Source organism: Aurantimonas sp. NFXS3 (assembly GCF_049132005.1).
Taxonomy (GTDB): Bacteria; Pseudomonadota; Alphaproteobacteria; order Rhizobiales; family Rhizobiaceae; genus Aurantimonas; species Aurantimonas coralicida.
The window spans coordinates 141634-159728 of record NZ_JAGDDZ010000006.1; the positions used below are offsets into that span (position 1 = coordinate 141634).

General features: G+C 67.9%; 17 protein-coding genes. 12 read left to right on the top strand and 5 right to left on the bottom strand.

Features of this window, described 5'->3' with window-relative positions; translation table 11 throughout:
• The first annotated feature begins 263 nt into the window (after positions 1-263).
• The 4 genes from otnK (at position 264) to J3367_RS16990 (ending at position 2692) form a co-directional block, all read left to right on the top strand.
• Positions 264-1520, top strand: a complete 1257-nt coding sequence (gene otnK / locus J3367_RS16975; RefSeq protein ID WP_024351170.1) for a 3-oxo-tetronate kinase — start codon at positions 264-266, stop codon at positions 1518-1520.
• A complete protein-coding gene (otnC, locus tag J3367_RS16980) occupies positions 1517-2158 on the top strand; it encodes a 3-oxo-tetronate 4-phosphate decarboxylase (RefSeq protein WP_024351171.1) in 642 nt (213 codons plus the stop codon). Before otnK ends, otnC begins: the two co-directional genes overlap by 4 nt.
• A 67-nt stretch (positions 2159-2225) precedes the next feature.
• Complete coding sequence (locus tag J3367_RS16985; protein WP_155898502.1) at positions 2226-2399, top strand: hypothetical protein; 174 nt, start codon at positions 2226-2228, stop codon at positions 2397-2399.
• Positions 2400-2479: 80 nt separating this feature from the next.
• Positions 2480-2692: a hypothetical protein gene (locus J3367_RS16990; protein WP_024351172.1), complete on the top strand. Its 213-nt coding sequence runs from the start codon at positions 2480-2482 to the stop codon at positions 2690-2692.
• 88 nt (positions 2693-2780) lie between these two features.
• Here the strand turns inward: J3367_RS16990 and J3367_RS16995 are convergent, their stop codons facing one another.
• From J3367_RS16995 to J3367_RS17005, 3 genes are all read right to left on the bottom strand, one after another.
• Entirely contained in the window at positions 2781-4856 is a 2076-nt protein-coding gene (locus J3367_RS16995) for an NAD(+) synthase (RefSeq protein ID WP_024351173.1), read from the bottom strand.
• Positions 4853-5359, bottom strand: coding sequence for a CinA family protein (locus J3367_RS17000; RefSeq protein ID WP_024351174.1), 507 nt, complete (start codon positions 5357-5359; stop codon positions 4853-4855). Before J3367_RS17000 ends, J3367_RS16995 begins: the two co-directional genes overlap by 4 nt.
• Before the next feature lie 171 nt (positions 5360-5530).
• On the bottom strand, positions 5531-8014 hold the full coding sequence (locus J3367_RS17005) for a cation:proton antiporter (protein ID WP_421461828.1): 2484 nt from the start codon (positions 8012-8014) through the stop codon (positions 5531-5533).
• A gap of 231 nt (positions 8015-8245) precedes the next feature.
• On the opposite strand from J3367_RS17005, the gene J3367_RS17010 reads away from it, so the two are divergent.
• The 5 genes from J3367_RS17010 to J3367_RS17030 all read left to right on the top strand — a co-directional run bounded on the left by J3367_RS17010 (position 8246) and on the right by J3367_RS17030 (position 14278).
• Positions 8246-9547 carry an amidohydrolase family protein gene (locus tag J3367_RS17010; protein ID WP_024351176.1) on the top strand — a complete coding sequence of 434 codons (1302 nt, stop codon included), beginning with the start codon at positions 8246-8248 and terminating at the stop codon, positions 9545-9547.
• An 89-nt stretch (positions 9548-9636) separates the two neighbouring features.
• Positions 9637-10623 carry a BMP family protein gene (locus J3367_RS17015; RefSeq protein WP_024351177.1) on the top strand — a complete coding sequence of 329 codons (987 nt, stop codon included), beginning with the start codon at positions 9637-9639 and terminating at the stop codon, positions 10621-10623.
• Positions 10624-10761: 138 nt separating this feature from the next.
• Positions 10762-12285, top strand: coding sequence for an ABC transporter ATP-binding protein (locus tag J3367_RS17020; protein ID WP_024351178.1), 1524 nt, complete (start codon positions 10762-10764; stop codon positions 12283-12285).
• The gene (locus tag J3367_RS17025; protein ID WP_024351179.1) at positions 12285-13337 is read left to right on the top strand and encodes an ABC transporter permease; all 1053 of its coding nucleotides are present in this window, start codon (positions 12285-12287) and stop codon (positions 13335-13337) included. The genes J3367_RS17020 and J3367_RS17025 overlap by 1 nt, the downstream gene beginning before the upstream one ends.
• Entirely contained in the window at positions 13334-14278 is a 945-nt protein-coding gene (locus J3367_RS17030; protein ID WP_024351180.1) for an ABC transporter permease, read from the top strand. The genes J3367_RS17025 and J3367_RS17030 overlap by 4 nt, the downstream gene beginning before the upstream one ends.
• 18 nt (positions 14279-14296) lie before the next feature.
• Here the strand turns inward: J3367_RS17030 and J3367_RS17035 are convergent, their stop codons facing one another.
• Positions 14297-14737 carry a DUF1810 domain-containing protein gene (locus tag J3367_RS17035; RefSeq protein ID WP_024351181.1) on the bottom strand — a complete coding sequence of 147 codons (441 nt, stop codon included), beginning with the start codon at positions 14735-14737 and terminating at the stop codon, positions 14297-14299.
• A 4-nt stretch (positions 14738-14741) separates the two neighbouring features.
• A complete protein-coding gene (gene xth, locus J3367_RS17040; protein WP_024351182.1) occupies positions 14742-15572 on the bottom strand; it encodes an exodeoxyribonuclease III in 831 nt (276 codons plus the stop codon).
• A gap of 175 nt (positions 15573-15747) precedes the next feature.
• Here xth and J3367_RS17045 point away from each other — a divergent pair, with 175 nt between their 5' ends.
• From J3367_RS17045 to J3367_RS17055, 3 genes are all read left to right on the top strand, one after another.
• Positions 15748-16590, top strand: a complete 843-nt coding sequence (locus J3367_RS17045; RefSeq protein WP_024351183.1) for a universal stress protein — start codon at positions 15748-15750, stop codon at positions 16588-16590.
• A 21-nt stretch (positions 16591-16611) separates the two neighbouring features.
• The gene (locus J3367_RS17050; RefSeq protein WP_024351184.1) at positions 16612-16869 is read left to right on the top strand and encodes a hypothetical protein; all 258 of its coding nucleotides are present in this window, start codon (positions 16612-16614) and stop codon (positions 16867-16869) included.
• A gap of 63 nt (positions 16870-16932) precedes the next feature.
• Positions 16933-18006 (top strand): NAD(P)-dependent alcohol dehydrogenase, encoded by a 1074-nt coding sequence (locus tag J3367_RS17055; RefSeq protein WP_024351185.1) that lies wholly within the window; start codon positions 16933-16935, stop codon positions 18004-18006.
• Positions 18007-18095: the final 89 nt, after the last annotated feature.

The following is an 18095-nucleotide window of genomic DNA, read 5'->3' on the forward strand; positions in this document are numbered from 1 at the left end:
AGTGCGCTGCAACATGCCGGTCCAAGGCCAGGGAATGATTCCGGTTTCTCGGTGAATGTGCCGCGGGGAGATGATCCGCGCACGCAGCTTTGCCGGCAACGGTCGACACCTCCGCGATCCGGATGCGAGGCCGGAAGGCGGCCGTTCATGATCCGGCCCGGCGGGAGGTGTCGTTTCGGCGTCGGAATGCTATGGAGCGGCCATTCCCCGGTTCGTGCATCTGCATGCAGGAACCCGTCAGACATCAAGCGGGCAGTTATTCCATGATCCTCGGCTGTATCGGCGACGACTTCACAGGCTCCTCCGACCTTGCCAACACGCTGGCCAAGGGCGGCATGCGCACGGTCCAGTACAGCGGTGTCCCGACAGGCGATGCCGCGCCGGACGTGGAAGCCGGCGTGGTGGCGCTCAAGTCGCGCACGATCCCGGTCGCCGAGGCCGTGCGCCAGTCGCTTGAGGCTCTGGCATGGCTGCGCAGCCAGGGCTGCCGGCAATTCTTCTTCAAATATTGCTCGACCTTCGATTCGACCGACGAGGGCAATATCGGCCCGGTCGGCGAAGCGATCGCCAGGGAACTGGGTGCCGGTGCGGTCATCGTCTGCCCGGCATTTCCGGCGACCGGCCGCACGGTCTATCAGGGCCATCTCTTCGTGAACGACCGGCTGCTGTCGGAATCGGGCATGGAGAATCATCCGCTGACGCCGATGCGCGACGCCGATTTGCGCCGGGTGCTGGCGCGTCAGACCGATGCGCCGGTGTCGCACGTGCCCTACGGCGTCGTCGCAAAGGGCGAGGACGCGATCGCCGATGCGCTTCGCCAGGCTGGCGCCGACGGCCTCTGCTTCGTCATCACCGATGCCGTGCTCGACGCCGATCTCCACGCCACCGGACACGCGGCGCGCGACCTGCCGCTGATCACCGGCGGCTCCGGCATCGCCCTCGGCCTGCCGGAGAATTTCCGCGCGCAGGGGCTGATCGGCTCCTCAAGCTCTGCCTGGACCGGCGTCGTCGGCCGCGCGGCAGCACTTGCCGGCTCGGTCTCGACCGCCACCCGCCGCCAGGTCGGCGTCCATCGTGATGCGGGTCACCCGACCTTCGAGCTGGGTGCCGATGCCGTGATGGCAGGCGAGGTGACGGCCGCCTCGCTCACCGAATGGGTTCTTGCGCAGTCCGGCGTGCCGCTGATCTATTCCTCGGCCGACCCGGAGACGGTCGCCGCGGCCCAGCAGCGGCATGGCAAGGAAGCGGTCGCCACCGCGATCGAACGGCTGTTTGCCGCCACCGCGGCGGCGCTGGTCGAGGCCGGCATCACCCGGCTGGTCTCCGCCGGCGGCGAGACCTCGGGGGCGGTCGTCACCGGGCTCGACGTCCAGTCGCTGGAGATCGGCCCGGAGATCGATCCCGGCGTTCCCGCGGTGCGCGTCGAAGGCCGCGAACTGGCGCTGGCGCTGAAGTCCGGCAATTTCGGCGCCGACGATTTCTTCGCCAAGGCCGCGGCTCGTCTGGGAGGCGAGGCATGAGCGAGGAGGCGCGGCTCCGCGAGGACATCTGCCGCTTTGCCAAGTCGATGTTCGACCGCGGCCTGACCTGCGGCTCCAGCGGCAACATCTCGGCGCGGCTCGGCGACGGCACGATCCTGGTCACCCCGACCAATGCCTCCTTCGGCTTTCTCGACCCGGCCCGGATCTCCCGGCTGGACGAGGAGTTCCGGCACCTGTCCGGCGACAAGCCGACCAAGGAAATCCCGCTCCACAGCGCCTTCTACGAGACCCGGCGCGCGACGACCGGGGCGGTGGTGCATCTCCACAGCACCCATTCGGTGGCGCTGTCGATCCTGCCCGATACCGACCCCGACGACGTCCTGCCGCCGCTGACCGCCTATTCGGTGATGAAGCTCGGGCGGGTGAAGCTGCTGCCGTATTTCATGCCGGGCGATCCGGCGATGGGCGAGGCGGTGCGCGGCCTTGCCGGCAAGCGTTCCGCAGTGCTTCTCGCCAACCATGGTCCGGTCGTTGCCGGAACCGAGCTGGCGGCCACGGTCTTCGCCATGGAAGAGCTGGAGGAGACGGCGCGCCTGGCGATCCTGACCCGTGGTCTCGATCCGCGTGGCCTGACGCCGGAGCAGCGGGCCTTCCTCGAAGAAAAGCACGCCCACTGAATTTCAGCCGGGCAGACAACTTATAGTGCTTTAATGACGCCGATCGTTGCGGATGCAACATTGGGGCATGAGCAACGAACGTTCCGAGACCCAGACCCCGGACGACACGGGCCCGGCGGCCGAGAAGCGGCGCAAATCGATCCGGTACAGGCCGGACGTCGATCTCGCTTTGTCGGCCGGTTTCACGGAGGACGAGGTCCGCTTCATGCTGGATCTGCCCGAGGACGGTGAAGCGCGGTAACGCGGACTGGAACCCTCTCGCACGCGCGGCATTGCCTGACACCAAGGCTAAGCAGCCGAACGAACGTGAAAGGTCCGACCATGGCTCTGCTCAAACTCGCCAGCACCGACGGGATCATCGAACTCAGTGACGGAACCCGCTGGCGCATCGTGCCGGGCCAGGGCGATGTCTCCGGCCGGTGGCTGGAAGGCGCCGACATCAATGTCTCGCCCCATCCGGAGCGCGGCGAGGGTCATGCGCATCTGAACAACATCAGCGCGGGCGAGGGCGTCGACGTCACCCCCGAGGCCTGACGCACCGCCTTCGACCGATGACAGAACGGCCGCATCCCGGGATGCGGCCGTTTCTGTGTCCGGATCGGCACGCTGCCGCCTGTGCCGCTCAGCCCAGGTCCTGCGGCAAGGAGGCCTTCAGTTCGGCGATCCAGGCATCCGCCGTTCCGTCGGAGGGTGCGCGCCAGTCGCCGCGCGGCGACAGGCTGCCGCCGGCCGAGACCTTCGGCCCGTTCGGCATGGCCGACCGCTTGAACTGCGACGTCTGGAAGAAGCGGAATAGGAAGCTCTCCAGCCATCTTGCGATCGTCTTGAGGTCGTACTGGTTGCGCGCTTCTTCGGGAAACTCGATCGGCCAGAGGCCCGCATCGGCCTGTTTCCAGGCATGCCAGGCAAGGAACGCCGTCTTTGACGGTGCCCGCCCGTAGCGCATGGTGTGGAACAGGAAGAAATCGTGCAGCTCGTAGGGGCCGATCTTGTCCTGCGTGCTCTGCATGCCGCCCTCGGCATCCGCCGGCACCAGCTCGGGCGAGATCTCGGTGTCGAGGATCGCGGTCAGGAGCTTGCCGGTCTCGGCATCGAACTGCTCGGTGCGCACGACCCAGCGGATCAGATACTGGATCAGCGTCTTCGGCACGCCCGGATTGACCGAATAGTGGCTCATCTGGTCGCCGACGCCATAGGTGCACCAGCCGAGCGCCAGCTCGGACAGGTCGCCCGTGCCGATGACAAAGCCGCTGCGCTGGTTGGCGAGGCGGAAGAGATAGTCGGTGCGCAGGCCCGCCTGCACGTTCTCGAAGGTGACGTCATAGACCGGCTCGCCGCCCGCGAAGGGATGGCCCATGTCGCCGAGCATCTGCCGCGCGGCGGGACGGATGTCGATCTCCTCGCAGCCCGTGCCGAGGGCCTTCATCAGCGCCAGCGCGTTCGCCTTGGTCGCGTCGCCGGTGGCAAAGCCCGGCATGGTGAAGCCGAGAATGGTCGAGCGCGGCAGGCCCATCTGGTCGCAGGCCTTGGCCGCCACGATCAGCGCATGGGTGGAATCCAGCCCGCCGGACACGCCGATGACCATGTGGTCGCCGGGCGTCGCCTCGAAGCGCCGGCGCAGGCCCTCGACCTGGATGTTGAAGGCCTCGTAGCAATCCTGGTGCAGCCGTTCGGGATTGTTTGGCACATAGGGGAAGCGCCGGACCGGGCGGCGCAGGCCGAGATCCTCGAAGGCCGGCTCATGGGCGAAGCGCACCGTCCGGAACGCCGTCTCCGGATGGCCGCGGAGCGCCGCCGCGTCGTTGAAGGTGGGGGTGCGCAACCGTTCCTGGCCGATACGCCCGACATCGACATCGGCGACGATCAGCTGTCCGGCATCGGCAAAGCGTTCGGATTCGGCAAGGAGGTCGCCCAGTTCGTAGATTGAGCCCTGGCCGTCCCAGGCGAGATCGGTGGTGCTCTCGCCGCGTCCGGCGGCCGAATAGACATAGGCGGCGACGCAGCGCATCGACTGCGATGCCGAGAGAAGATGCCGGTCGGCGGACTTGCCGACGACGATGTTGGAGGCCGAGAGATTGCAGAGGATGCGGGCGCCGGCCAGCGCTCCGTCCGTCGAGGGAGGCGTTGGCGCCCAATAATCCTCGCAGATCTCCGTATGGAAGACGAAGCCGGGCAGGTCCGAGGCTTCGAATAGAAGGTCGATGCCGAACGGCGCCTCCTGGCCCGCGACGGTGATGTCGAGGCCGATCATGCCGGCGCCCGAGGCGAACCAGCGCTTTTCGTAATATTCCCGGTAATTGGGCAGGAACAGCTTCGGCACGACGCCCAGAATGCGCCCCCGGGCGATGGCGACTGCACAATTGTAGAGCCGGCCGTTGCGCCGCAGCGGCGCGCCAACGAGCAATACGCTGCGCAGCTCGCGGCTGCGTTCGCAGACGGTGGCGATGGCGGCTTCGACGCCGTCGAGCAGGGCATCCTGCAGATGTAGGTCGTCGATCGCATAGGCGGAGAGGCCGAGCTCCGGGAACACCAGGAGATCGACGCCCTCCTTGTCCGCGTCTTCCGCCGCGCGGATCGTCGCCGCGGCATTGCGGGCCGGATCGGCGATGAAGACACCGGGCGTCGCGACACCGACGCGGACGAAGCCGTGCCGGTGCAGCGCATAGAAGGAACGGTCTCGAAGGCTTTGCAAACTCAATCCATCATCTCCTCGAGCATATCCAGTGCCGTTCGTAAGCAAGCGATGCGGGTCGGTCCACGGCCAATATCGCCAAAATGCTCTTCGCGGTGCCGCGTCTCGCGCCCGCGTCGGGCACAGGCGAAATGCACGAGCCCCGGTTCGTCATCCTCGCCGGCCGGGCCGGCAAAGCCCGTGGTGGAAACAGTGATGTCGGCGAGGGACTTGTCCAGTGCCCCCTCGGCCATGGCCAGAGCGACCGGGCGGCAGACGGCGTTGTTCTCCTCGAGAAGCTGGCGCGGCAGGCCCAGCATCCGGATCTTGGCCTCGTCGGTATAGGTCACGAAGCCGCTGTCGAAGGCCCGCGAGCAGCCCTCCACGTCGGTGAAGACAGAGGCCAAAAGGCCGCCAGTGCAGCTTTCGGCCGTCGCGATCGTCAGGGATCGGTCGCAGGCGCGCTGCAGAAGGGTCTTCACCCGCTCTTCCAGATCGTCGGGCAGGGTCGTCGACAGGACTTCGCTCACGGTTCGGTTCCTTGTTGAGATCGTTGCCGCCGCGGGAGCCGCGGGCGGGAAACATGAACGTGGCCCCAACGCGATCGTTCGCCGATACGGAACCGGCTACCGAGAAAAGCTCGCAGCGATCGAGTCCGGCGGGCCGAAGGTTCCGCCACGCATGGCTCCGCTGCGGGGCTGTCAGCCTTTCGCATTGTCGGCATGCCGGCTGCGGGCAATCGCCTCGATCCGGGCCCGCAGTTTCGGGTGCAGGGACACGAAGCGCGTAAAATCGGTGCGCGCCAGGCGCAGCATCGTGCTGTAGGCGATCGCCGTCACGTCGGCCTGCCGCCGCATGTCGAGGATCAGCGCCATCTCGCCGAAGATGTCGCCGCGACCGAGCCGGACGATATGCGTGCCGGTATCGACCTCCACCGCACCCGACGAGATGAAATAGGCCGCGTCGCCGACTTCGCCGCGCGAGACGATCCGCATGCCGGGCGCGGCCAGGAACGGCGTCATCAACCGTGCCAGGTCGTCGCGCTCGCGGTCGGCAAGCGCTGCGAAGATCTCTGTGCGGTCGATCAGGAGGCGTGTGTCCAGCCCGAGATCCAGTGGCGGGCTGAGCGTCGTCAGGTCGGGGCGCCGCGCGACGCTGCGATACACGTCGCGCTCGATCTCCTTGCTGATGACGCCGGACTGGCGCAGTCGTCGGATCTCGGCGATCTCGATGGCCCGGGCGGCCCGCAGGACGAAGCAGCGTTCGAGTTCGGCGACATAGGCGGGATATTGCAACCGGACCGCGTCGATCTCCCGGTCGATCTGCGCCTGCCGCTCGTCGAGGACTGCCATGACGGCGGCAATCGTCTCCTCGCCGAGGACCGGCTGCAACTCGCTGGTGGCGAATGCGCGCAGCCTGCCCAGCACCAGCGAGATTTCCACCAGCTTCTCGAAGCGCAGGGCCAGGCGTTTCGACAACATCCGGCTGCGACCGAGCCGGCGCTGGATCAGGAACGCCACCCGGTCCGACCACAGGAAGCGTGTCTCCTCGGCATTGGCCGCGCGATAGCCTTCGACGCCGCCATGGCGCGCCATTTCCAGCCGCCGCCGCGTGTCGGAGGTGAGGCGCCGGGCGATCCGCGGCGCCAGCATGCCGTTGGCGAAATGATCGAGGACCATTTCGCGCTCGCGCGCGGTCAGCGAGACGAGGGCGATGGCCGTGCGTCCGTCGAGGGACAGGGTATCCGACGGGCTCGTCGCGGCAGGCTCGGCCGCGGCGACGGCCGTATTGACGCTCTCGGCATCGCCCGGTGCGTCGGTGCCGCCGAAGCGCTGCGCCATCTCGCCGGAAAAGCGCGCAACCCGTGCCGAGGTGACGCTGAGCGCAAGGTCGCGGATCGCCCGGTCGATGCCCGACAGCCGGTCGAGGCCCAGCCCCCGGATCAATGGGCGAAGCGTGGTGCCCTGCACGAACAGTGTCATCAGCGTGTAGCCGGTGGCCAGCGTCACCACGAAGGCGGCGACCGGGCGGGGCACGGCGTCGTTCTCGCTGACCGCAAGCGCCAGGGTCAGGGTCATCGATCCGCGCAGGCCGCCCCACAGCACCACCAGCCGATAGGGCCGGGAGACCTTGGACGACAACCCGTATTGGCTGAGCAGCGGCATGAGACCGAACAGCACCAGGGCCCGGGTCGCCAGCGTCGCGGCGAAGATGACGAGCATCAGGAGGAAGTCGAAGGGCGACAGGTCCATCATCATCTGCGGCACAAGCAGCGAGGTGAGCACGAAGACCAGAATCGCCGCCCAGGAGGCCAGCTGCTGCCAGGTGTCGTCGAGATGGCGCCAGAGCTCGCGGGTGACCCGCGCCGGCGACAGGCTGGCAAGCGCGACGCCGGCGGTGGCGACGGCGATGATGCCCGAGACCTGCAGCACATGCTCGGCGATCCAGAACGACAGATAGGGCAGGGCGAGGCTGAGCGAGACCGCCGTCACCTGATCGTCGCCGATCAACCGGAGCAGCTGGAGATAGAGACGCGCCATCAGATAGCCGAACAGCCCGCCACCGATCGGCAGCAGCAGAAGGTTCAGGGCGGCGCCGGTCACCGTCACCGAGCCGGGCGCGACGATCGCGGCGGAAAAGATCAGGAACAGCGAGATCGCCAGCGCGTCGTTGAACAGGCTCTCGCCCTCGACCAGGCGGGTCAGCCGGTCCGGCGCGCCGACATCGCGGAAGATGGCGATGACCGCCACGGGATCGGTCGTCGCCACCAAGGAGGCCAGCAGCAGGCAGGCGAGAAGCGGCATGCCGGCGATCGGCCACAGGGCCAGCGCCACACCGAAGGTCGCCGCCAGGACCGCGACGAGGGCGAGGAGGATGATCGGCAGCAGATCCTCGCGGACCCGCTGCATGTCGACCACCAGCGCGCTCTGGAAGATCAGCGTCGGCAGGAGGACATAGAGAAACAGGCTGGAGCCCACCGGCAGGTCGGTGATCAGCGCGGCAAGGTCGACCGGCAGCAGCGTGCCGGGATGATCGAGGGAATAGAGACTGGCAAAGCCGAGGCTGGCGCCGCCCAGCGCCAGGAGGATCGAGACCGGCAGCCGCAGCCGCGTGGCCAGCGGCCGCGCCAGGGCGCCGAAGGCGACGAGCGTGGCGATCAGGACGACGATGTTGGGAATGTTCATGGCGGCGTCATCGGCACATCATGACTCCGCATCCGCCATGGTCTCCGCAAGGCTTCCGGAGCGCAGCGGCGCCTGCAAGCTGCCGGCGCGCGGGTTCCGGCCGGGCGTCGGTCCGGCATTGTTAGCCTAGCCTGTGGGTTTCGTACAGCAAGCCGCCGCTGACCCCATCGACATCGCGGCGCGCTCGCAGCAAAACGGGCGCCAGGACGAAGCGAAAGGATCCGCCGCCCGATGTTCGATCTGATCATCCGCAATGCCCACCTGCCCGACGGCCGCACCGGCGTCGACATCGCCGTGACGGGCGACCGGATTGCCGCCATCGAACCGGCGATCGCCGGCGAGGCGGGCGAGGTGATCGATGCCGGCGGACGGCTGGTGTCGCCGCCCTTCGTCGATCCGCATTTTCACATGGACGCGACCCTGTCGCTGGGCCTGCCGCGGATGAACCGCTCGGGCACGCTTCTGGAGGGCATCACGCTCTGGGGCGAGTTGAAGCCGCTGCTGACCAAGGATGCACTGGTCGAACGGGCGATGCGCTATTGCGACCTCGCGGTCTCGCAGGGCCTTCTGGCGATCCGCAGCCATGTGGACACCTCCGATCCGCGGCTCGTCACCGCCGAGGCGCTTCTGGAGGTGCGCGATCGGGTGAAGCCCTATATCGACCTGCAGCTCGTCGCCTTTCCGCAGGACGGCTATCTGCGCACGCCGGGCGGTGCCGCGTCCCTCGAACGGGCACTGGACATGGGCGTCGACATCGTCGGCGGCATTCCGCATTTCGAACGCACCATGGCCGACGGCACGGAATCGGTCGGCGCGCTCTGCCGCATCGCCGCCGAGCGCGGCCTGCGGGTCGACATGCATTGCGACGAATCCGACGACCCGCTGTCGCGCCATGTCGAGACGCTGGCGGCCGAGACGGTGCGCCATGGCCTTGAGGGGCGTGTCGCCGGCTCGCATCTGACCTCGATGCATTCGATGGACAATTACTACGTGTCCAAGCTGATCGCGCTGATCGCCGAATCCGGGCTGCACGTGATCCCCAATCCGCTGATCAACATCACGCTGCAGGGCCGCCACGACACTTATCCGAAGCGCCGGGGCATGACCCGGGTGCCCGAGCTGATGGCGGCGGGAATCAATGTCGGCTTCGGCCATGACTGCGTGATGGACCCCTGGTACTCGCTCGGCTCGGGCGACATGCTGGAGGTGGCGCATATGGCGGTCCATGTCGGCCAGATGACCTCGCGCGACGCCATCCGTGCCTGCTTCGACGCGGTCACGGTCAATTCTGCGAAGATCATGGGGCTGGAGGGCTACGGGCTGGCGGTCGGCAACCGGGCCGATTGCGTGCTGCTGCAGGCGGCCGACCCGATCGAGGCGATCCGGCTGAAGGCAACCCGGCTTGCCGTGGTGCGCGGCGGCAAGGTGATCGCACGGGCAGAGCCGCGCCTGAGCCAGCTCACGCTGCCGGGCCGTGCCGTGACGGTCGACCCGGCGGCTTATGCGCCGCAGAGCGATTCATCTGTTGGCTGATTGTTTGCTGTGCGGGCTGCGCGGTTGACAAGGAATTGTGCAGGTCGTCAAATCGCGGCCTGTTTCATTCGGGATCGTTGGGGAATTTCATGCTGAAGTCAGGTCGGATCGGTCGGCGCGGTTTTCTGTTGGGCAGCGCCGGTGTCGGCCTCGCACTGAGCATGCCGCGCGCCTTCGCGCAGACGCCGCTGAAGGTGGCGGGCATTCATGCCTCGCCGGTGGAGAATGCTTGGAACTCGCGCCTGCATGCGGCGATGGTCCAGGCCGCCGAGGACGGCGCCATCGAGTATGTGTTCTCCGAAGGCGTCAGCGGCACCGACTACGCCCGCGCCATGCGCGAATATGCCGAGCAGGGCGCCCAGCTAATCGTCGGCGAGGCCTATGCGGTGGAGACCGAGGCACGGCAGGTCGCGGCGGACTATCCCGACACCATGTTCCTGATGGGCTCCAGCGGCGAGCCGACCGGCGACAATTTCGGCACCTTCGGCACCTGGAATCACGAGGGCGCCTATCTCGCCGGCATGCTCGCCGGCAAGATGAGCGAGAGCGGCATCTTCGGCGCGGTTGGGGCGATCCCGATCCCCGAAGTCAACATGCTGATCAATGGCTTCCGGGCCGGCGTTGATTCGGTGCGTCCGGATGCCAAGCACCTGATCGGCTTCATCGGCACCTTCTTCGATCCGCCGAAGGCGCGCGAGGCGGGCCTCGCCCAGATCGACGCCGGCGCCGACATCCTGTTCGGCGAGCGCATCGGCACGGCCGACGCCGCCAAGGAGCGCGGCATCAAGGCGATCGGGTCGTTGACCGACTATACCGAGCGCTACCCCGAGACTGTCTTCGCGAACGCCATGTGGTACTTCCGGCCGATCCTCGACGCGGCCATCGCCGACACCGAGGCCAAGAACGGCACTGGCAAGAACTACACGCCCTACAGCATGATGCAGAAAGGCGGGAACGACATCGTCTTCGCCGAGTCCATGGTCCCGGCCGAGGCGGTCGCGGCGATGGAAGAGCGCCGCGCCGCGATCAAGGCCGGCGAGTTCGAAGTGGTCATCGACTTCGCCGAACCGACCTGATCTGCGAAAACGCATGCCAGCCCGTTCGCCGAACTGCGACGGCCCCGACGATCCGGCCGGTCCCCGCGGTGTTGTCCGCGCGGCCGGCCGGCATCCGTCAGGCGGCCGGTCATTGCGGAACGGCGGGAGTGAGACCGTATGACCGCCGTCCTGTCCCTCGAACACATCACCAAGCGCTTCGGCGACTTCGCGGCCAATGACGACGTCAGCCTGACCCTTCGCCGCGGCGAACTCGTCGCGCTGCTCGGCGAAAACGGCGCCGGCAAGACGACGCTGATGAACATCCTGTTCGGCCACTATGTGCCGGATGCCGGGCGGGTTCTCGTGGCCGGCGAGGAACTGCCGCTTGGCCGGCCGCGCGCCGCCATCGCGGCCGGCGTCGGCATGGTGCATCAGCATTTCACCCTGGCGCCGAATCTCACCGTCCTTGAAAACGTCATGACCGGCACCGAGCCGTTGCTGCGCTGGCGCTCGGGCAAGGCCGCCGCGCGGCGCAAGCTGGCAAGCCTCGCCGAGCGTTTCGGCCTTGTCGTCGACCCGGACAAGCGTGTCGGCGATCTGTCCGTCGGCGAGCAGCAGCGGGTGGAGATCCTGAAGGCGCTCTACAACGACGCGAAGATCCTGATCCTCGACGAGCCGACGGCGGTGCTGACCCGGCCGGAGGCGGAGACCCTCTTCAAGACGCTCAGGGTGATGGCGGCCGAAGGGCTGTCGCTGATCTTCATCTCCCACAAGCTGCACGAGGTCATGGCAGCCGCCGACCGCGTGCTGGTGCTGCGCGCCGGGCGGATGGTCGCCGAGCGGGTCACCGCGGCGACCTCCAAGGAGGAACTGGCCGAGCTGATGGTCGGCCGCCGCGTGACGCGCCCGGTCCGCGCCGCTTCGGTACCGGGCGACACGGTGCTGGCGGCCTGGGACGTCAGCGTTACGGTGGGTGGCGCGAAACGCCTCTCCAATGTCAGCTTTTACCTGCGCGAGCGCGAGACGCTGGGCATCATCGGCGTCTCCGGCAACGGCCAGGCGACGCTCGCCCATCTGGTGTCCGGGCTCGTCGCGCCGGATGCCGGCGGTCTGTCGGTGCTGGGCGAGGAGACGTCCACGCTGTCGCCGCGCGACCTCGTGCGCCGCGGTGTCGGCCGCATTCCCGAGGACCGCAACACCGAAGGCGCCATCGGCGAACTGGCGATCTGGGAGAACGCCATTCTCGAACGTGTGCGCGACGCTCCCTTCTCGAAGGGCGGCTTCGTCCGGCAATCGACGGCGCGCGCCTTTGCCGCCGACGTCATCGACCGTTTCGACATTCGCGGCGGATCGGCCGACAGTCGCACGCGGCTTCTGTCCGGCGGCAACATGCAGAAGCTGATCTTCGGTCGCAACCTGGCTGGGTCCCCCAAGGTTCTCGTCGCGGCCCAGCCCACCCGCGGTCTCGACGAGGGCGCCATCGCGGCCGTCCATGGCGAGATCCTCGCCGCCCGGGACGCAGGAGCGGGTGTTCTGCTGATCTCTGAAGATCTCGACGAAGTCCTGGCGCTGGCCGACCGGGTGCAGGCCATTGTCGGCGGGCGCCTGTCGGAGCCGGTGCCGATCGAATCCCTCGACGCCCGCCGTCTTGGCCTGATGATGGCCGGCGAATGGGCCGTCGCCCCCCATGAGGCCGCCTGATGCGTCTGGAACGTCGGGACAGCCGTCCCGCGACACTGATGGTGGTCGCGCCGATCCTCGCCGTACTGGTCGCGCTCGCGCTGTCCGGCGTGTTGATCGCGCTGGCCGGAGCGCCGGTGCTGGAAGCCTATGCCCGGATCGTGCAGGGGGCCTTCGGCTCGCGCCTCGCGCTGACCGAAACGCTGACGCGCACGACACCGCTGATCCTCACCGGCCTTGCCGTGGCGGTCGCCTTCCGGGCCAAGGTCTGGAACATCGGCGCTGAGGGCCAGCTCTATGTCGGCGCGCTGACCGCGGCCTTCCTCGGCTCGCAGCTGGGTCTGGCCGGCCTCCCCGGTATCGCCCTGATCCCGGCGGTGATGATCGCCGGGGCGCTGGCGGGCATGATGCTGCTCCTCGTGCCGCTCGCGCTCCGGCTGCGCTTCGGCGTCGATGAAGTGGTGACGACGCTGCTCCTCAACTTCGTCGTCCTGCTCTTCGTGTCGATGATGATCGAGGGGCCGATGAAGGACCCGCTGGCCTTCGGCTGGCCGCAATCCGTCCCGGTGGTCACTGACGCCCAATTGCCAAAACTGCTGGAGCGGTCGCGGCTGCATGTCGGCCTGTTGATCGCCGTCGTGGTCGCCATCGTCGTCCATGTCGTCCAGTCGCGCACCGCCTACGGGCTGGAATCGCGGGCGGCCGGGCTGAACCCAGCCGCCGCACGCTTTGCCGGCGTGCCGCTGGGCCGCACGCTGGTCAAGGTCGCCTGCTGGTCGGGCGGGCTCGCCGGGCTCGCCGGGGCGATAGAGGTGATCGGCGTGAAGGGCTACGTCACGACGGACCTGTCGCCCGGCTACGGCTATGCCGGCATCATCGTGGCGATGCTCGCCAATCTTCAGCCGCTGGCCGTGGTCGCCGCTGCGCTCTTTGCGGCGATGATGTTCGTCGGCTCCGACTCCATGAGCCGGGCGCTCGGCGTGCCCAGCTTCATTGCCGACGTGACCGTCGCCCTGTCGCTGCTGACCATGCTGGTTGCGCTGCTCTTCACTGCCTACCGGATCCGCCGATGAGTGCCGCGCTCGACATCTTCGCCTCCGCTGGCATGTGGGAAGCGGTGCTGCGCATCGCGACGCCGCTGATCTTCGGCACGCTCGGCGCGCTCCTGTGCGAGCGCGCCGGCGTGCTCAATCTCGGCATCGAGGGCATCATGAGCTTCGGCGCCATGATCGGCTGGCTGACGGTCTTCGAGGGCGGCAATCTGTGGATGGGCCTGTTCGCGGCGGCGCTGGGCGGCGCGGCCTTCGGCCTGCTGCACGCGCTGATGACGGTGCCGCTGGGCCTGTCGCAGCACGTCACCGGGCTCGGGATCACGCTGCTGGCGTCGAGCCTGAGCTATTTCATCTTCCGGCTGGTCGTGCCGCTGCAGGGCACGCCTCCGACCATCGAGCCGTTCCAGCCGCTGCACGTGCCGGTGCTGTCCGACCTGCCGATCGTCGGCGACGCGCTCTTCACCCAGACCGCGCCCACCTATCTGGCGCTGCTGGTGGCGGCGGTGATGGCCTATGTGCTGGCCCGGACCCCGCTGGGTTTGGCAATCCGCATGACCGGCGAGAATCCCCATGCGGCCGAAGCGCAGGGCGTCGACCCGATCGCAATCCGCATCGGCGCGGTGGTGGCCGGCAGCGCCCTGATGGGCGTCGGCGGCGCATTCCTCACCCTGTCGGCCTTCAACAGCTTCTTCCCGACCATGATCCAGGGACGCGGCTGGATCTGCATCGCGCTTGTCGTCTTCGCCACCTGGAGGCCGGGACGGGCCCTGCTGGGCGCCATCCTCTTCGCCCTGTTCGACGCCTACCAGCTGCGGCTGCAGACCGAGTTCGGCAAGGCGATCCCGTATCAGATGTTCCTGATGATGCCGTACCTGCTGTCGATCGTCGCGCTGGTGGTGATGGCGCGGCGCGCTCGGGTGCCACAGGCGCTGATGCAGCCCTATCGGCGCGGCGAACGCTGAAGGCCGGCAAGGGGATCGTCAGCCGGCGATCCCGAGCAGCCGCAGCGTCGCCTGGTCCTCGCGGCCGTTGCAGAACAAAGCGAGGGCGTCCCGGAAGACGGACGGGTCGTCGCCCGCCGCATGGGCGAACAGGGTCATCGACGAGCCGAACTTCATGTCGTCGGGCGCGCCGAAGATCGCGCCGAGTGACCGGTCGCCATGCGCCAGAACCGCCTTGGTGCAGTCGACGAGCCGGGGCCCCAGCACGGGATGGTGGAGATAGGCGCGGGCCTGCTCGAGCGACGCGATGCCGAAATGCCGGGCCATGTCGGAATGGCCGAGACCCTGCAATTGCGGAAACACGAACCACATCCAGTGACTGCGTTTGCGCCCTGCCTGCAATTCGCCGAGCGCTTGCGCGTAGACCGGTGCCTGCGCGGCCACGAAGCGCTCCAGATCGTAAGGGTCGTCTTCCGTCACATCGTCACTCCTTCGGCCGGCGTTTCGAAGAACGCGTTGCACGCCGTTTGGTGCCCGCCTCCGCGTCGGTGATCTCGATCCAGACCGGCGCGTGGTCGCTGGCCTTCTCCCAGCCGCGCACATCGCGGTCGACGCCGGCGGCCAGCAATCGTGGGGCGAGGTTGGGGCTCAGCAGCAGATGGTCCAGCCGCAGCCCGGCATCGCGGCCCCAGGCGTTCCGCAGATAGTCCCAGAAGGTATAGATGGTGGCCTCCGGCTGCAGGCTGCGGATCGCGTCGGTCCAGCCGGCGTCGAGAAGGCGGTGGAACGCTTCGCGCACCTCCGGCCGGAACAGCGCGTCGTCCACCCAGCGCTCCGGCTTGTAGACGTCCAGCTCGGTCGGGATGACGTTGTAGTCACCGGCCAGCACCACCGGTGCGCCGGTCGCCACGAGCTCGGCGGCATGGCCTGCGAAGCGTTCCAGCCAGCGCAGCTTGTAGTCGAATTTCGGGCCCGGCGCCGGGTTGCCGTTGGGCAGATACAGGCAGCCGATCAGAACGCCTTTCACCGCCGCTTCCAGATAGCGGCTCTGATGGTCGTCGTCGTCGCCGGGCAGGCCGCGCCGCGTCTCGAGCGGGTCGGTGCCGCGGGCGAGGATCGCGACGCCGTTCCAGCTCTTCTGCCCATGCCAGATCGCGCCGTAGCCGGCCTCGCGGATGGCGTCGATCGGAAACTTCTCGTCCGGCGCCTTCAGCTCCTGCAGGCAGACCGCGTCGGGTTCGGCCTCGGCGAGCCAGCGCAGCAGCACGGGCAGGCGGCCATTGACCCCGTTGATGTTGAAACTGGCGATCTTCATCCGCCAGACCTGGCGTCATGCCGCTTGATTTCGAGAGGCATGAGGCGCCGAATTGCGAGCGGGCGCGGACGTGTTCAGGGCCTTGACCTCGATCAAGGCGGGGACTGCGTCCGGCCGGCACTCTGACGGCATGTCGAACGCCGTCGCGATCGCAACTCGGGCAAAGGGTCATCCCATGCACAAATCCCCCATCGCGGACCTGGCGGTCTATCTCGACGGGTCGCCGTCGGACGAAGTCGCCATCGACTATGCCGAAACGATCGCCAGCGCATTCGGCGCCCATCTCGAATGCATGCTCGCCAACCATATCCACATCACCGGCGTGCCGGCGGGGCCGGGCTCCGACATGCTGGTGGCCGAGCTCTTCAAGGTCGGCAAGGACACTGGCGATGCCGCCGAGCAGAAGCTGCGCCAGCGACTGGATCGTGTCGCAGTCCCCTATGGCCTGCGGCGCTCGGACGGCAGCTTCGGTCATCTGTCGGCCGCTGCCGAACGGCTTGCCGGCACGACGGATCTGTTCGTGCTGGTCCAGCAGAGCGGCAAGCATGCCCTGAGCGGCCAGGTGGTCGAGGCGATCCTCTTCAATGCCCGTGCGGCGGCGCTGGTCGTGCCGCCCGCGCCCAAGCGCAGCTTCGCCGCACCGGAGACGGTCGTCGTCGGCTGGCGGGATTCGCCCGAATGCGCCCATGCGGTGGCAGCGGCGCTGCCCTTCCTCAAGCAGGCCAAGCTCGTCGTTCTGGCGAGTGTCGTCGAGGATGGCGCGACCGAGCAGCGGCATCTGGAGCCGATGGCCGACATGGCCCGCCATCTCGATCGCCACGGCGTGACGGTGGAGACCCGCGAACTGCCGAACTGGCGCCATCCCGCCGATGCCCTGATGAAGGAGGCGGAGAGCCTCGCCGCAGACCTGATCGTCGTCGGCGCCTATGGCCATTCCCGCCTGCGCGAGATGCTGCTGGGCGGCGTGACGCGCGAGCTCCTGAGCCGCTGCGACGTCCCGCTGCTCCTGTCACGCTGACGATCCTTCCGGAGACGCGCGATGCATTACGGTCATCTGGAATACAGCATCGAGCCGTGCGGCGAGGGCTGGCAGGTCAGTTTCTGCCATTCGCCCCACGGCCGGTTCCACCGTCGGCTGGATGCCCTGCGCTCGGCCTTCGCCGACGCCGAGCGCGTGACGCGGCTCGGACAGGCTGTGAGGCTGAAGGTCGAGCGGCCGCGCCACGCGGCAGGTCTGCCCGCCCGGATCGTGACCCCGTCGCCGGCTGCGGCCGGCCCCGGTCGCGCCATGGGCTGACCGCCCGGCAGGCGGTTTCGTCCGACACACGCAGTTCCCGTAACGAATGCAAGGTTGAGACCGATGGCCATGATGAAAGCGGCGATCTTCGTCGAACCGAACCGGATCGTGCTGGATGAGAAGCCGATTCCCGACGTCGGCCCCCTCGACGCGCTGGTGCGGATCACCACGACGACGATCTGCGGCACCGACGTGCATATCCTCAAGGGCGAATATCCGGTCGAGCGCGGGCTGACGATCGGCCACGAGCCGGTGGGGGTGATCGAGAAGCTCGGTTCCGCCGTGCAGGGCTACCGCGAGGGCCAGCGGGTCATCGCCGGGGCGATCTCGCCCAGTGGCTACAGCAATGCCTGCCTGTGCGGCTGCCATTCGCAGGATGGTCCCGGCACCAGGCACGGTTTCCAGCCGATGGGCGGCTGGCGCTTCGGCAACACCATCGACGGGGCCCAGGCCGAATATCTGCTGGTGCCCGACGCCATGGTCAATCTGGCGCCGATCCCGGACGGGCTCACCGACGAGCAGGTCCTGATGTGTCCCGACATCATGTCGACGGGTTTTTCCGGCGCCGAAAGCGGGACCGTGCGGATCGGCGACACCGTCGCGGTGTTCGCCCAGGGACCGATCGGCCTCTGCGCCACGGCCGGCGCGCGGCTGATGGGCGCCACCACGATCATCGGGGTAGACTCCGTGCCCGAGCGCATGGAGATCGCCCGCAAGATGGGCGCCGACCACGTCGTCGACTTCACCAAGGGAGATGTTGTCGCCGAGATCATGCGCCTGACCGATGGCCGCGGCGTCGACGTGTCGATCGAGGCGCTTGGCCGGCAGGAGACCTTCGAGGCCGCCCTGCGGGTTCTGCGCCCGGGTGGCACCTTGTCTTCGCTCGGCGTCTATTCCAACGATCTCACCATCCCGCTCGACGCCTTCAGCGCCGGCATCGGCGACAACAAGATCGTCACCACCCTATGCCCGGGCGGCAAGGAGCGCATGCGCCGGCTGATGGATGTCATCGCGTCGCAGCGCCTCGACACGACGCCCCTGGTGACCCATCGTTACAAGCTCGACGAGATCGAGGAAGCCTACGATCTCTTCTCGCATCAGCGCGACGGTGTCCTGAAGGTCGCCATCCAGCCTTAGAAGCGGTGGCTCCGGCATGGTATGTTCCTCGCCGTTGACGCGAGTTTGGCGGCACAGGGACGGACGATCATGACCCAGACCCGAGGCGC